17 protein-coding genes are annotated in these 13,462 nt (G+C 62.7%); 7 read left to right on the top strand and 10 right to left on the bottom strand.

Annotation, left to right across the window (positions count from 1 at the left end; translation table 11 throughout):
* The first annotated feature begins 22 nt into the window (after positions 1-22).
* From NKJ76_RS20440 to NKJ76_RS20420, 5 genes are all read left to right on the top strand, one after another.
* Positions 23-1,738 (top strand): NAD+ synthase, encoded by a 1,716-nt coding sequence (locus NKJ76_RS20440; protein WP_352538230.1) that lies wholly within the window; start codon positions 23-25, stop codon positions 1,736-1,738.
* Positions 1,739-1,772: 34 nt separating this feature from the next.
* Positions 1,773-2,657, top strand: a complete 885-nt coding sequence (locus NKJ76_RS20435) for an SPFH domain-containing protein (protein ID WP_023695413.1) — start codon at positions 1,773-1,775, stop codon at positions 2,655-2,657.
* A 13-nt stretch (positions 2,658-2,670) separates the two neighbouring features.
* Entirely contained in the window at positions 2,671-3,621 is a 951-nt protein-coding gene (locus tag NKJ76_RS20430; RefSeq protein WP_050588495.1) for a diacylglycerol kinase catalytic domain-containing protein, read from the top strand.
* A gap of 70 nt (positions 3,622-3,691) precedes the next feature.
* Positions 3,692-4,102, top strand: coding sequence for a GNAT family N-acetyltransferase (locus NKJ76_RS20425; RefSeq protein WP_352462555.1), 411 nt, complete (start codon positions 3,692-3,694; stop codon positions 4,100-4,102).
* A 382-nt stretch (positions 4,103-4,484) separates the two neighbouring features.
* Positions 4,485-6,302: an ABC transporter ATP-binding protein gene (locus NKJ76_RS20420; protein ID WP_352538229.1), complete on the top strand. Its 1,818-nt coding sequence runs from the start codon at positions 4,485-4,487 to the stop codon at positions 6,300-6,302.
* A 43-nt stretch (positions 6,303-6,345) separates the two neighbouring features.
* Here NKJ76_RS20420 and NKJ76_RS20415 read toward each other — a convergent pair whose 3' ends face one another.
* The 7 genes from NKJ76_RS20415 to NKJ76_RS20385 all read right to left on the bottom strand — a co-directional run bounded on the left by NKJ76_RS20415 (position 6,346) and on the right by NKJ76_RS20385 (position 10,711).
* Positions 6,346-6,759 carry a GFA family protein gene (locus tag NKJ76_RS20415; RefSeq protein WP_023725741.1) on the bottom strand — a complete coding sequence of 138 codons (414 nt, stop codon included), beginning with the start codon at positions 6,757-6,759 and terminating at the stop codon, positions 6,346-6,348.
* Between the two features lie 20 nt (positions 6,760-6,779).
* Positions 6,780-7,244 (bottom strand): SRPBCC family protein, encoded by a 465-nt coding sequence (locus NKJ76_RS20410; RefSeq protein WP_352538228.1) that lies wholly within the window; start codon positions 7,242-7,244, stop codon positions 6,780-6,782.
* Positions 7,241-7,561, bottom strand: coding sequence for an ArsR/SmtB family transcription factor (locus NKJ76_RS20405; protein WP_023741436.1), 321 nt, complete (start codon positions 7,559-7,561; stop codon positions 7,241-7,243). The genes NKJ76_RS20410 and NKJ76_RS20405 overlap by 4 nt, the downstream gene beginning before the upstream one ends.
* Positions 7,562-7,747: 186 nt before the next feature.
* Complete coding sequence (locus tag NKJ76_RS20400; protein WP_352538227.1) at positions 7,748-8,245, bottom strand: NUDIX hydrolase; 498 nt, start codon at positions 8,243-8,245, stop codon at positions 7,748-7,750.
* Between the two features lie 206 nt (positions 8,246-8,451).
* Positions 8,452-8,952, bottom strand: a complete 501-nt coding sequence (gene gpt, locus NKJ76_RS20395) for a xanthine phosphoribosyltransferase (RefSeq protein ID WP_023667540.1) — start codon at positions 8,950-8,952, stop codon at positions 8,452-8,454.
* Between the two features lie 87 nt (positions 8,953-9,039).
* On the bottom strand, positions 9,040-9,873 hold the full coding sequence (locus tag NKJ76_RS20390; protein ID WP_023681540.1) for a universal stress protein: 834 nt from the start codon (positions 9,871-9,873) through the stop codon (positions 9,040-9,042).
* Between the two features lie 97 nt (positions 9,874-9,970).
* Positions 9,971-10,711: a competence/damage-inducible protein A gene (locus NKJ76_RS20385; protein ID WP_023681539.1), complete on the bottom strand. Its 741-nt coding sequence runs from the start codon at positions 10,709-10,711 to the stop codon at positions 9,971-9,973.
* A gap of 175 nt (positions 10,712-10,886) precedes the next feature.
* Here NKJ76_RS20385 and NKJ76_RS20380 point away from each other — a divergent pair, with 175 nt between their 5' ends.
* Both NKJ76_RS20380 and NKJ76_RS20375 read left to right on the top strand, forming a co-directional pair.
* Positions 10,887-11,888: an alpha/beta fold hydrolase gene (locus NKJ76_RS20380; RefSeq protein ID WP_352538226.1), complete on the top strand. Its 1,002-nt coding sequence runs from the start codon at positions 10,887-10,889 to the stop codon at positions 11,886-11,888.
* A gap of 64 nt (positions 11,889-11,952) precedes the next feature.
* Positions 11,953-12,225 (top strand): hypothetical protein, encoded by a 273-nt coding sequence (locus NKJ76_RS20375; RefSeq protein ID WP_023667536.1) that lies wholly within the window; start codon positions 11,953-11,955, stop codon positions 12,223-12,225.
* A 116-nt stretch (positions 12,226-12,341) separates the two neighbouring features.
* Here the strand turns inward: NKJ76_RS20375 and NKJ76_RS20370 are convergent, their stop codons facing one another.
* From NKJ76_RS20370 to NKJ76_RS20360, 3 genes are all read right to left on the bottom strand, one after another.
* On the bottom strand, positions 12,342-12,581 hold the full coding sequence (locus NKJ76_RS20370; RefSeq protein WP_023667535.1) for a DUF2188 domain-containing protein: 240 nt from the start codon (positions 12,579-12,581) through the stop codon (positions 12,342-12,344).
* A gap of 59 nt (positions 12,582-12,640) precedes the next feature.
* Positions 12,641-12,919: a DUF982 domain-containing protein gene (locus NKJ76_RS20365; RefSeq protein WP_032891817.1), complete on the bottom strand. Its 279-nt coding sequence runs from the start codon at positions 12,917-12,919 to the stop codon at positions 12,641-12,643.
* 176 nt (positions 12,920-13,095) lie between these two features.
* Positions 13,096-13,410 carry an SH3 domain-containing protein gene (locus NKJ76_RS20360; protein WP_023691186.1) on the bottom strand — a complete coding sequence of 105 codons (315 nt, stop codon included), beginning with the start codon at positions 13,408-13,410 and terminating at the stop codon, positions 13,096-13,098.
* Between the last annotated feature and the right edge of the window lie 52 nt (positions 13,411-13,462).

Raw genomic sequence — 13,462 nt, 5'->3', positions numbered from 1 at the left:
TTTGCCGCGCTAAACCGCACACATGACCAAAAAGACCGCACCCGATATTCTGCGCATCGCCGTTGCCCAGCTCAACCCGACGGTCGGCGATGTCGCCGGCAACCTTGCCAAGGCGCGCGAGGCGAGGGCCGATGCCGCCCGCCAGGGCGCCGACATCGTGCTCTACACCGAGCTTTTCCTTGCCGGTTACCCGCCGGAGGACCTGGTGCTGAAGCCGGCCTTCCTCAAGGTTTGCGAGAAGGCCGCGCAAGACTTCGCCGGAGATACCGCCGATGGCGGGCCGGGCGTCATCATCGGCACGCCGCTGAAGCGCAAGAGCGGCACCCACAATTCGATCATCATCGCCGATGGCGGCAAGATCCTCGCCGAGCGCTACAAGCTCGATTTGCCAAACTATGGCGAGTTCGACGAGAAGCGCGTCTTTCAGGCCGGCCCCGAGGCTCAGGGACCCGTCAACTTCCGCGGTGTGCGCATCGGAATTCCGATCTGCGAGGACATCTGGGGCGACGTCGGCATCTGTGAAACCCTGGCCGAAAGCGGCGCGGAAATCCTGCTGGTGCCGAACGGCTCGCCCTACTACCGCGCCAAGATGGACGTGCGCCATCAGGTCGTTATCCGCCAGGTCATCGAGACCGGTTTGCCGATGATCTATGCCAATCAGATCGGCGGCCAGGATGAGCTGATCTTCGACGGCGCCTCTTTTGCCATAGGCGCCGACAAGACGCTTGCCTTCCAGATGAGCCAGTTCGAGGAAACTGTCGACGTCACCACCTGGAAGCGCAACCGCGTCGCCGCAGGCGCGCAAAACGCAGAAGAGTTCGACGGCTGGGTCTGCTCGGAAGGGCCGATGTCGAAAATCCCCGAGCGCGAAGAGGCGGACTACCGCGCCTGCATGCTCGGCCTGCGCGACTACGTCAACAAGAACGGCTTCAAGAACGTGGTGCTGGGTCTCTCCGGCGGCATCGATTCGGCGATCTGCGCGGCCCTTGCCGTCGACGCACTTGGCGAGGAGCGGCTGCGGGCGGTGATGATGCCCTACCGCTATACCTCGGAGGATTCGCTGAAGGATGCCGAGGATTGCGCCCGCGCGCTTGGCTGCCGCTATGACATCGTGCCGATCTTCGAACCGGTCGAGGGTTTCCTGCACACGCTGGCGCAGCTTTTTGAAGGCACCAAGGAAGGCATCACCGAAGAGAATCTACAGAGCCGCGCGCGCGGCACGATCCTGATGGCGATTTCCAACAAGTTCGGCTCGATGGTCGTCACCACGGGCAACAAGAGCGAGATGTCTGTGGGCTACGCCACGCTTTATGGCGACATGAATGGCGGCTTCAACCCGATAAAAGACCTCTACAAGATGCAGGTCTATGCGCTGTCGCGCTGGCGCAACAGCCATGTGCCGCCGGGCGCGCTCGGCCCCTCAGGCGAGGTGATCCCCAGGAATATCATCGACAAGGCGCCGTCGGCGGAATTGCGCGAGAACCAGACCGACCAGGATTCGCTGCCGCCCTATCCGGTGCTGGACGACATTCTGGAATGCCTGGTCGAGAACGAAATGGGCGTCGACGACATCGTCGCGCGCGGCCACGACCGGGCGACGGTGACGCGCGTCGAACATTTGCTCTACATTGCCGAGTACAAACGCCGGCAAGCGGCGCCGGGTGTGAAGATCACCCGTAAGAATTTTGGCCGCGACCGCCGCTATCCCATCACCAACCGTTTCAGGGATCGCGGCTAAACATCTGATTAAATCAATGAACCTTGGGGGACGCATGTTTATCAGCTATTTCAAGGGAACGCCTGAGTATCACATCCTGCGCTTCAAGAACGGCAAGATCAGGGAGCAGGGGCGCGGCATCTCCTTCTGGTACGGCACGTTCGGCACCACGATAGCGATGGTGCCGGTGACGTCGCTCGATAACCCCTTCATCTTCACCGAGACGACGGCGAATTTCCAGGATCTGGCAATCCAGGGGTCGGTCAGCTACCGCATCATCGATCCACTCAAGGCAGCCGAAGGTTTTGATTTCAGCGCCAAGCTCAGCCGTGCCGACGTCGTCGGCGACGGCCGGGAGAAGATCGCCGAGCGCCTGGTGCTTGCGATACAGAGCCGCGCCCGCGCGGTGGTTTCGAGCATGACGCTGGAACAGGCGCTGGCCGAGGTGACCAAGCTCGGTGGCAATCTGGCCGAACTGCTCCGCAACGATCCGATTGCCGCGACCGCAGGCCTGTCGATCGAGGAGGTCCACATCACCTCGGTCCAGCCGACGCCGGAGATCCGCAAGGCGCTCCAGACCGAATATCGCGAGGCGCTGCAGCGCCAGGCCGATGCCGCGATCTATGGGCGCCGTGCCTGGGGCGTGGAGAAGGAGCGCGAGATCAAGCAGAGCGAGTTGGCGACCGAAATCGAGCTTGCCGAACGCAACAAGCTGCTGGTCGATACCGAGGCGCGCAACAAGCTGACGCTTGCCGAGGCGGAAGCCAAGGCCCAACAGCTCGAACTCACCGTCTATTCGTCGGCGCCGGCGCACGTGCTGACGGCGATGGCTTTCAAGGCCTGGGCGGAAAAGGGCGGTTCGGTCGGCAATCTGTCGATCACGCCTGATATGCTCACCAGCGCGCTCAGCCAGCTTTCCACGCCGAAAGCCGGGTCCTGAAAGGCAAGCTCGGGTGGCAAGCGACCAGAGCGGCAGGCCGATCGACCGGGTGATCGTCGTCACCCGCAAGACCGAGCTGGAGGAGCTGACGACGCGCTTCAACACGCAGGGACAGGCGCGCTTCTATCTCCGGCAGGCCGGCATGAATTTCGACCCGGTCAAGGCGGCGCATGACGTCTATCACCAGGCGCTCGACCGGGTGATGGGTTCGCTTCCCCAAGGCCTCAAACAGTTGCGGCTCGACCGCGAACTGGTACCGCAGTTCGAATTCGGGTCCGACGCGGTGATCGCGCTCGGTCAGGACGGGCTGGTGTCCAACACCGCGAAGTACCTCCCGTACCAACCGCTGATCGGCATCAACCCGAACCCGGCGCTTTTCGACGGCGTGCTGCTGCCGTGGAATGCCGACGATACCGAAAAGGTCCTCGGCCTGACGATCGCCGGCAAGGCGAAGCGCCAGGCGGTGGTGATGGCCGAAGCGCGCTCCAATGACGGACGCCGGCTGATCGCCTTCAACGATCTGTACGTCGGCGCCTCGACGCATGTCTCGGCGCGCTACGAGTTGACCTATGGCGGCAGGACCGAGCGCCAGTCGTCGAGCGGCATTATCATCTCCACGGGCGCCGGCTCCACCGGCTGGCTGCGGTCGGTGATGGCGGGCGCCGCGGGACTGGCCGCGGCCTATGGTGACAACTCCGTGCCGACCGTGCCGCCGCAAGGCTACGATCGCGAAGGCGAACAGCTGTTCTTTTCGGTGCGCGAACCGTTTCCGAGCAACACGACCGGCGTGTCGCTTGTGCATGGCGTCATCACCCGCGACCGGCCGCTGGTGGTTTCTTCGCGGCAGAGCAGGGGCGGCGTTATCTTCAGCGACGGCATGGAGCTCGATTTCGTCGAGTTCAATTCCGGCACCGACGTGACCATCGCGATCGCCGACCAGAAGGCCTATCTCGTGGTGCCATAAACGCGCCACGTGGGCAGCCAAATCACCGGCCGGACTGAATTCGGCCGCCCGCCATTCTTTGCGATGCACCATGCCCGACTGTGAAATCAGCTTCGACATGTCACGGATCGATTTCCGGGCGACCTCCGATCTATTGATGGCGAGTTATTGGGGCGCCGGCCGCAGCGATGACTTTCATCGCCGCGCCTTTGCCAACTCGTTCTGCACCGCGGCCTATATCGACGGGAACCAAGTCGGTTTTGGCCGGGCCATCACCGACCGTACGGTGTTTGCCTATCTCGCCGACATCATCATCTGGCCGCAGCATCGCGGGCAGGGCATTGGCACGCAACTGGTGCGGGCGCTCATCGACCACCCTGAACTCAGCACGGTCTCGCACTGGAGCCTGTCGACCAGTGACGCGCATTGCCTTTATGAGAAGCTGGGCTTCAAGGCATCGATCGACGGCCGCTACATGCGCCGCGATCGCAACCCGGAATGAGGCATAGCGAGGGGGTCGACCGGCTGTTGTTGCAAAATAACCTCACTGGTTGGGCCAGTTACGCTTTGCCACGTGCCCGGCCTTGGCGATCCTTCATGGCGTCTCCATAAGGACCGCTCCGCAAGTGTCTTGCGGGAGGTCCGAATGGCAGTATTTCACATGGTAATGCGAGGCCGCTAGGTCTCACCTGGCGTCCGGCGAAGGTTTGTCCTTCGCGCCGATGCCGGGTCGAGTACAGGCTTCTGCCGATGCCGGTCGCCACCCGACGAATCGGGCGCGCCGCCACCTATGCCGAACCTCCGCAGCCCCGGGCGAATTGCCCAGCGCGGTTTTCAATTTCAGACCTTACCGGGACCGGGCAGATTTGCGCCCGGATGACAACATGGCTCGTTTCCGAATCGATCTGCGTGCAAGCGCCTTTCGCAGCGTTCTTGGCTTCACGCTCAGCCACTGGAGGCGCCAGCCGTGGCGGCTTTCGCTGATCATGGGCAGCTTCCTGCTGTCGACCCTGGCCGACGTCTTGACGCCGCTCTATTCCGGCCGGCTGGTCGACGCCGTCGCCAGCAGTGCGTTGGCTGACGATGTCGCGTGGAACGCGGCAATGGCGGCGTTCTTCGCGCTCATCGCTTTGGCGCTGACCGGCGTGGTGCTGCGCAACCTCGCCTTCATGGGCATTGTCGAGCTGACGCTGAAGATGATGGCCGACATCGCCGCCGACGCGTTCCATCGCGTGCAGCGCTTCTCAACCGACTGGCACGCCAACAGCTTTGCCGGATCGACGGTGCGCAAGGTTACGCGCGGAATGTGGGCTCTCGACCTGCTCAACGACACCATCCTGATTGCGTTGTTGCCGTCGGTCGCCATGCTGGTCGGCTCGACGTTGCTGCTCGGCTGGTTCTGGCCACTGATGGGGCTGGTCGTGGCAGTCGGCTCGCTGCTGTTCATCACGGTGACGGCGCTGCTGTCGCTCGGCTATGTCGCGCCCGCGGCACGGCTCGCCAACAGCTGGGATACGCGGCTTGGCGGCTCGCTTGCCGATGCGGTGAGCTGCAATGCCGTGGTCAAGGGTTTCGGTGCCGAGACGCGCGAGGAGACGCGTCTTGCCAAGGTCGTCGCCAAATGGCGCGCGCGGACCAGCCGCACCTGGGTGCGCGGCACCATCAACGGCACGACGCAAGGCGCCATGTTGCTGGTGCTGCGGACGGCAGTAATCGGCCTGTCGCTGATGCTGTGGGCCTGGGGCCAGGCAAGTGCGGGCGATGTCGCCTTCGTGCTGACCTCGTTCTTCGTGCTGCAGGGCTACCTCAGGGACATCGGCACGCATATCCGCAATTTGCAGCGTTCGGTCAACGACATGGAGGAACTGGTCGATTTCCAGTCGCAACCGCTCGGCATCGAGGACCGGCCCGGCGCCAAGCCGATCCGGATCACGCATGGCCACATCGCCTTCGATAACGTCACCTTCCACTATGGCTTCCACTATGGCAGCCATCGCCTGCCGCTCTACCGCGATTTTTCGGTGGAGATAGCGGCGGGCGAGCGGGTCGGACTGGTCGGCCATTCCGGCTCGGGCAAGACGACCTTCGTGAAGCTGATCCAGCGTCTCTATAATGTCAGCGGCGGCAGGATCCTGGTCGATGGCCAAGACATCTCCCAGGTTGCACAGGCGTCGCTGCGCGCGCAGATTGCCATCGTCCAGCAGGAGCCCATCCTGTTCCACCGCTCGCTGGCGGAAAACATCGCCTATGCCCGTCCGGACGCCACGCAGGCCGAGATCGAGCATGCCGCCAAGCTCGCCAGCGCGCACGACTTCATCACCAGCCTGCCGAAGGGCTACGGCACGCTGGTCGGTGAACGCGGCGTGAAACTGTCGGGCGGCGAGCGCCAGCGGGTGGCGATCGCACGCGCCTTCCTGGCGGATGCGCGCATCCTGATCCTGGACGAGGCGACATCGAGCCTCGATTCGGAATCGGAAGTACTGATCCAGCAGGCGATGGAGCGGCTGATGGTTGGCCGCACGACGCTGGTCATCGCGCACCGTCTGTCGACGGTGCGAGCGCTGGACAGGCTGCTCGTGTTCGACCGTGGCAAGATCGTCGAGGAAGGCTCGCATGACGAGCTGATCCGGCTGAAGGGCGGCATCTACCGCCGCCTGTTCGAGCGGCAGGCGCTGGAACTGACCAAGGGCCTGGTGATCTGAGCTGAACGCAGAGCCCTATCCGAGGGATAGGGCTCTGCCTGGTTCATCCAGGCATTCGCTCGAATGGCTGAAGCGCTGGGTCGATCGTGTCCCAGGCGTGGCCGCGCACGGTGTAGGTGACCGCCTGCGGGTCGAACTGGCCGGGATCATCGAGGCTCGTGGCCTGGATAGCCGTCACCTCCGGCATGGCGACGAACGTTACGTAGACCGGCGTGCCGCAGGTCGGGCAAAAGGCCTGGGCTTTTTCATTGCCGCTGTCGGCGATCATCCGCCACGTGCTCGGCTCGCCGGTGATCTTTACGTCAGCGCGCCGGCCGAAGGTCACATAGGAACAATGGCCAGTACCGCTGCGCTTTTGGCAATCGAGGCATTGGCAGTGGTTCTGAAAGATCGGCTCGCCGCTGGCCTCATAGCGGATCGCGCCGCAGGCGCAGCCGCCGGTAAAGTGCTTGGTCATCATCGTTCTCCGCGGTTGCTTCAGGCCGATTTCGGCTTGGCGAACAGGTCGATGCCCGTGCCGGTTTCGAGGAAGGATTTCATGCTGGACAGCACGGCCGGCCAACCCTGGCTGATGCCCTTGGCCATGCCGCTGCCGGCTTCGAGCTCGTCATGGCTGACGGTCAGCTTGACCATGGTGTCGTATTCCTCGATGGCGAACGTCACCTGGCTGTGCTTGGTCGGATCGTCGGCCTGCGAGGCGTTGGCCCAGCTCATGACCAGCCGGGTTGGCGGCGAGATTTCGACGACCTTGCCAACGAGTTCGACGATCCGTTCGTCATTGGCGCGGATGTGTTCCCATTTCGAGCCGGGCTTCCAGTCGGAGACGTTTTCGTGGCCCCAGTAGCGCTTGGCGATATCGGGCCTGGTGATGGCTTCGAACACCTTTTGTGGCGTCGATCTGATGTAGGTCACGTAGACAAAACTGGTGGTTTCCCGGGTCATTGGTCGTCTCCTTCGAGTTCTTGTTTCAGGTCGTGCAGCAGGCTCAGCCGCTGCCGTTCGAATTTTCGCACCCACCGCTCGTAGACTTCGTGCAGCGGCACGGGGTTGATGAAATGCAGCTTCTCGCGGCCACGCTTGACCGTGCTGATCAGATTGGCCGCCTCCAGAAGATCGATGTGCTGGGTCGCGGATTGCCTTGCCATGTCGAGGTTTTGGCAGAGCTCGCCCAGCGTCTGGCCGTTCTTCTCACACAGAAGATCGAGCAGCATTCTGCGGGTCGGGTCGCCCAGCGCTTTGAAAACCTTGTCGGCGTCCATTGGTCTCACTCATCTTGAAGACACAATATGCAGGTAAATGCCTGCGTGTCAAGCTGTGGCTAAGCTTGGCCTGAAGGGGAGGGATTTATAGTGTCGGATTGCTGGCGCGCGGAGCGAAGCACCGGAGCCCGGAATCGGGGCAAGAACCGGTGCGGGCGCGCAGGACTATGCAGCGGTGGCTGTGAGCTACGCTCTAACGACGAACTTGTCGGGATCGCCGCAGAAATGGGCGATGATCTGGCAGAGGTCCGGTTCGTTGACCATGCGTACGGCCTCGGCCCCATTGACCCATTTGCGGGTGCGCGCGCGCTTTTCCTTCCAGCGGTCGGCAACGTGCTCGACCTGCAGCGGAAACACCAGCACTTCGCAAGGGACTTCCTCGCCGGACGCGAGGGCCTTGGCGTAGAAGTAACGACCGGCCTCGAAAAGCGAAATCTTGCCACGCAATCCGGCTTCCTCGCCCGCCTCGCGCGCCGCTGCCTCGCAGAGCGGCTCCCTGGCCTCGGGCCAGCCCTTCGGCAGCACCCAACGCCCGGTGTCTCGGCTGGTGATCAGCATGATCTCGACGCCGTCTTCGTTATTGCGCCATGGCAAAGCGGCAACCTGCAGGCGACAAGGCGAAGTGCCGAAGAGCTTGCGGACCCTTTCAGCCAGATGATCGTGTGTCGCCGGTGTCGTCAGCATCAGTGAAAGCTACCCCAGCCCTCAGAATCGTTAGCCGCCGTATGAATCTACCGACAAGTGTAAGTCTTAAAAGTAAAAAACATCACACCGACCCGTCAAACTCCGCCAACAGCTGTCGATTCGACAGAATATGTCCCTTCCAGTGCCTGTTTTCATAGCAAACGGGGCGGGTTTGGCCGTCTGGGCAGAAATGGGGCTGGCGCGAATCAGCCTGCGTGATCGTCGGCGATCGGCTTCTGGTAGGTAAAACCCATGTCCCAGGGAAAGTAGATCCAGGTGTCCTGACTGACTTCGGTGATAAAGGTGTCGACCAGCGGCCTGCCTTTCGGCTTGGCGTAGACGGTGGCGAAATGCGCCTTGGGCATCATGGCGCGCACGATGCCTGCCGTCTTGCCGGTGTCGGTGAGGTCGTCGATGATCAGCACGCCCGCGCCATCATCGGCGAGCAGCGCCGGGGTGATCTCCTTCAGCACCTGCAACTGCCCCTGGCTGGTGTAGTCGTGATAAGAGGCGACGCAGACCGTCTCGATGACGCGTATTCCGAGTTCGCGCGAGATGATGGCGGCGGGAACCAGGCCGCCACGGGTGATGCAGACGATGGCCTTCCACTGTCCCTTGTTGGCGCCGGCAAGCCGCCAGGCGAGCGCCCGGGCATCGCGGTGGAACTGGTCCCAGGAGACCGGAAAGGCTTTTTCGGGAAGGGACATTCTGCACTCCGCGCGCACCATTGTGGAATGCGCGCGGAATTAACTGGAAAGTCAGGGCATTGGCAAGGGCGGGGCCAGTCTGTGGAGTTACCGCGACAAAAAGGCCGCAACCGGCACGCTGCGCAACACGGTGCGCGTGACGCCGCCGAACAAAAGCTGACGCAGCCAGGAATGGCTGTAGGCGCCGAGCACCAGAAGGTCGGCTCCGGTCTCGGCGATCCGGGTCTGGATGACGTCATCGACCGAAGCATTACCCGATTTCTGCACCGACACGCTGACCGTTGCGCCATGCCTGGAGAGTGCCGCGGCGATCTCGGCGCCAGCGGCTTCCGGGTTGTCATCCAGCGTATCCGGCGGATCGATGACCAGAATGTCGGTCTTTTCGGCCTCGATGATGAAGGGCAGCGCGTCGAAGGCGGCACGCGCCGCCTCCTTGCTGCCGTTCCAGGCCAGCAGCACATGTTTGAATGTGGTGACCAACGGCCCCTCATGCGGCACCACCAGCACTGGCCGGCCGGCATCGTAAACCAGCGTGTCGACATCGGCGCTCGTGTCGCCCCCGGTCTCGCGCTGCGCGGCAATGATCAGGTCGGCGGCGCGAACGCTGGAAATGCCGGTCAAAGCGCTGTCGCCGGAAAAACTCTCGAGGCTGCGCCATTCGAAGGACAGGCCGGAATTCTCGATCCGCCCAACGAAAAGCGCCTGCAATTTCTCGGCGCGCTCGCGGTTCATGTCGGCGGAGACCTGCAGGAACTCGGTGTCGGGGAAGCCGGTTGCCGAGGTGTAGGGAACGGGCAGCGCTTCGGCATGGATGCCGATGAGATGGCTCTCGAACCGGTCGGCAAGCGGGATGGCGCAGTCGAGCACGCGTTCGGCGTCCTGTTCGTTCTGCAATATGGCGACGATGGTCTTGAAGCGCATGCGAAATCCCTCAAATCTGCCAGCGCGTGCTGCGCGCGAGGGAAAACGTGGAGTGCGGTGCTTGGTTCCGGCCCGGCGATGGTCCGCGAACCCAGGGTCAATTGGCGGCGGTGAAGCCGGCCACCATCGCCTCGACGTCCTTGCGTGCCGAATCCAGCGCCTCCTGGCTGCGGGCGCGGACGACCAGCTCCGTCCAGAATTTGCCGTCGCCATATTTCGGATAGGAGCCGATGATGGTGTCGGGATGCGCCTTCTGGATGTCGCCCAGGGGACCGCCGATCAGGCCTTCGCCGAACGGGCAATGGACGGTGGCCGACAGCATCTTGGTGCCGGCCTTCAGCGTCGGCACGACATTGTCGAGCATGGCCTGGAAAATCGCCGGCACGCCGGCCATGACATGGACGTTGCCGATGCGAAAGCCGGGCGCGACGGAGACCGGATTGTCGATATGGTCGGCGCCGCGCGGCATGCGCGCCATGCGCTTGCGGGCCTCGGTGTATTCGATGCCGCGCGCGGCATAGCTCTCGCCCAGCATGGCATAGGCCTTGGCGTCGTATTCGCACGGCACCCCAAAAGCCTTGGAAACGGAATCGGCGGTGATGTCGTCATGCGTCGGGCCAATGCCACCGGTGGTAAAGACATAGGTGTAGCGGGCGCGTACGGCATTCACCGCAGCGACAATCTCGTCCTCCTCGTCGGGAACGATGCGCACTTCCTTCAGGTCGATGCCGATGGCCGTCATGATGTCGGCGAGGTGGCCGATATTTTTATCCTTGGTGCGGCCGGACAGAATCTCGTCGCCGATGACAAGCATGGCGGCAGTGACGATTTCAGGCATGGAAGGCTCCGGCAAACAGGCCCGTTGGCAGACAAGGTCGCCTGAGGCAGAAAGAAGGTCGCCTGAGATAGCGCGCCATCGAACTGGCGGCAATGCCGACACAAGCCGCCATCTGCCTTGCCGAGCGTTCGTCAGTGGGTGATGGTGCGCGCCGGTCCGCTTCCCGGGTGAAAACATGCTGGTATCGATTCTGCTTTGGCTTGTCGCCGGCCTGTCCGTGCTGGCTCTCGTCATCGTGGCCTGTCTGGTGGCCGCTACGCTCTGGATTGCCGCCAAGGCCGAAAGGCTGGTGCCGGCCAGCGGAAACTTCGTCGAGATCGACGGCAGCCGCATCCATTATGTCGAAACGGGCGAGGGACGGCCGATCCTGTTCGTGCACGGACTTGGCGCCCAGCTTCATCAGTTCCAGCACACGCTGTTCAACCGCTTCGGCCCCGGTTGCCGGCTGATCGCGCTCGACCGGCCGGGATCGGGCTATTCGGTGCGGGCCAAAGGAGCCACCGGCCGCTTGCCTGAGCAGGCCGAGATCATAGGGCGCTTCATCGAAACGCTCGCGCTGGAAAGGCCGCTTGTGGTCGGGCATTCCCTGGGCGGCGCCGTCGCGCTGACCCTGGCCGTGGAACATCCCGGCGCGATTTCCGGCATCGCTTTGCTGGCGCCGCTGACGCATCTGGAAGCCGGCGTCCGCGAGAAAGCGGGCCTGCTCTATATCCGTTCGCGGCTTTGGCGCTGGATCATGGCCTACACCGTCGCGATACCGACAAGCCTCAGATATGCGCGGCAGACACTGGAGTTCATCTTCTCGCCCCAGGCCGTTCCCGCCGACTACATGATCGATGGCGGCGGATGGCTCGGGCTGAGGCCAAGCCATTTCCATGCGACCTCCACCGATTTCGTAGCGGTCGAACAGGATCTTGGCCGCATCGAAGAGCGCTATGGAGAGATCGCCATGCCGGCCGGGATTTTCTTCGGGACAGCCGATCGCGTCATCGCCATGCGCATACATGGGGAGCCGATGAAGGACAGGATCGAAGGGCTCGATTTCGAGGCGGTCGAAGGCCTCGGCCACATGCCGCAATTCGTCGAGCCGGACCGCGTCATCGCCTTCATCAAGCGCATTGCCGAGCGGGCATTCGCCGGCCAAGACCTCACCACAGCCTCACAACAATTTCACTGAACCATTCGGCTGATATCCGGTTTACCCCGTGTCGCACCCAAGGCGGCGGATACGGAGTAATTCAATGTACAGGAAAGTTTTTGCAGCATCCGTGCTGACGATCGGTCTTGCCACATCGGCGATGGCGCAGTCATCGGACGGCACGTATTCCAACCATCACAGCTGGTGGCCGTTCGGGAACGAGCAGTCATCGACCGTCGACCAGAGCACCACCGGCAGCATCAATGCCGACGGCAGCCAAGGCTATGGCGGCGCTACGGGGCCGTGCGCCTCCGACCCGTCAGGACCCTATGGAAATGTGAGGCCCAACGTGAACGATCAATATTGCGGCAAGTGATCAAGCCGCGGCTTCGACTGACCGGCAGGATGTCCCGCCTGTTTGTTTGAAGCAATTCCCTAGGGGATTGCTTAGGCGAGCATCCACGGCCGGCAGCGAAAGCTGAGGGGCAAAGATCAGTCGGAAACTTCAGTCTGCGGCCGGTCGCGGCCGTCGGCCAGTTCGTCGTGCCACTTGCCTTCGGCATCCTCATACTGGATGCCGTCCGTGGCGCCGGCGATCTGCTGTTCGGCCGAGGCGATCTCGGCGGCGCGTAGCGCATCCTGGTGGGTCGGGAATGTCTCCGAGAATGTCGAACCGACCTTGTAGGCCCAGCCCCCGTCATGCTCGACGATCTTGTAAGTCAGCTTCGCCATGAAATCCTCCGGTTCGTCCGTCCGCTCAATGCGGCCCGTTTTTCATTGCAATTTGGGCTTCAATGCAACTTGGCGTCTGGCAGCCGGTCTTCGGGAACCAGCACTTCCGATTCCTTGGCCGCTTCGATCAAGGCCCTGCGTGCATCGGCCGTCGAACGATAACCTTCCAGCACTTTGAGGCAAGTGTCGAGAGCATCACGATGGCGCGGGCCGCGATTGAGCGGCCACACCGTCATCAGACACTCCGCCGCTTCCTGGGTGCTGCGGATCTGGCGATATTTGCCGACATGGCCGAGTTCGACCACGACCGGGGTTTCAAAAGGTTTGTTATCCATGATGGCCGCAACGCAAAGCAGCCAATATGGTTGCAAAAGTGGCCGTCAGCCTGCGCCCAAAAGTCGCGTCGCGTTTGCGACGCGCTTTTGATTTCTGTTTAATGCATGTCGTTGTCCCAAAACCGGGTCCCACTTTTGGGCGACATGCATTGGCGTCTCAGCAACCGCAATCGTTCGTCTCAGTAACCGCAGTCGTTGCGCAGCCAGTGGGCGTTGGCCCAGCCGGTCCGTCCGCCGATTTCGACCTGGTACCAGTTGCCCCGGCGGTCGAAAATCTCGGTGTGGTCGCCGTTGAACAATTGCCCGATCATGCGCGACGACGAGTTCGGCCGTGCGCGCACGGCGAGAAACCCGCTGCCGGTATCGAGATCGTAGTGCCTGGACAGGCCGTGCACCGTGCCTTCGCAATATTGCGCGCCGACCGGAGACGACGCGGCGAACGACAGTGCGACCACCAGAGCGGCTGCCGCCGGATAGATTGCCCTTGATGCCATGGACTTTGCTCCCAATCCGGCCGCCAAGGCGGCCTGCCCCCAGGGACTATAG

This window comes from Mesorhizobium sp. M0029 (assembly GCF_040323735.1).
In the GTDB taxonomy this organism is placed as follows: Bacteria; Pseudomonadota; Alphaproteobacteria; order Rhizobiales; family Rhizobiaceae; genus Mesorhizobium.
This window is presented reverse-complemented; position numbering and strand designations above follow the sequence as displayed.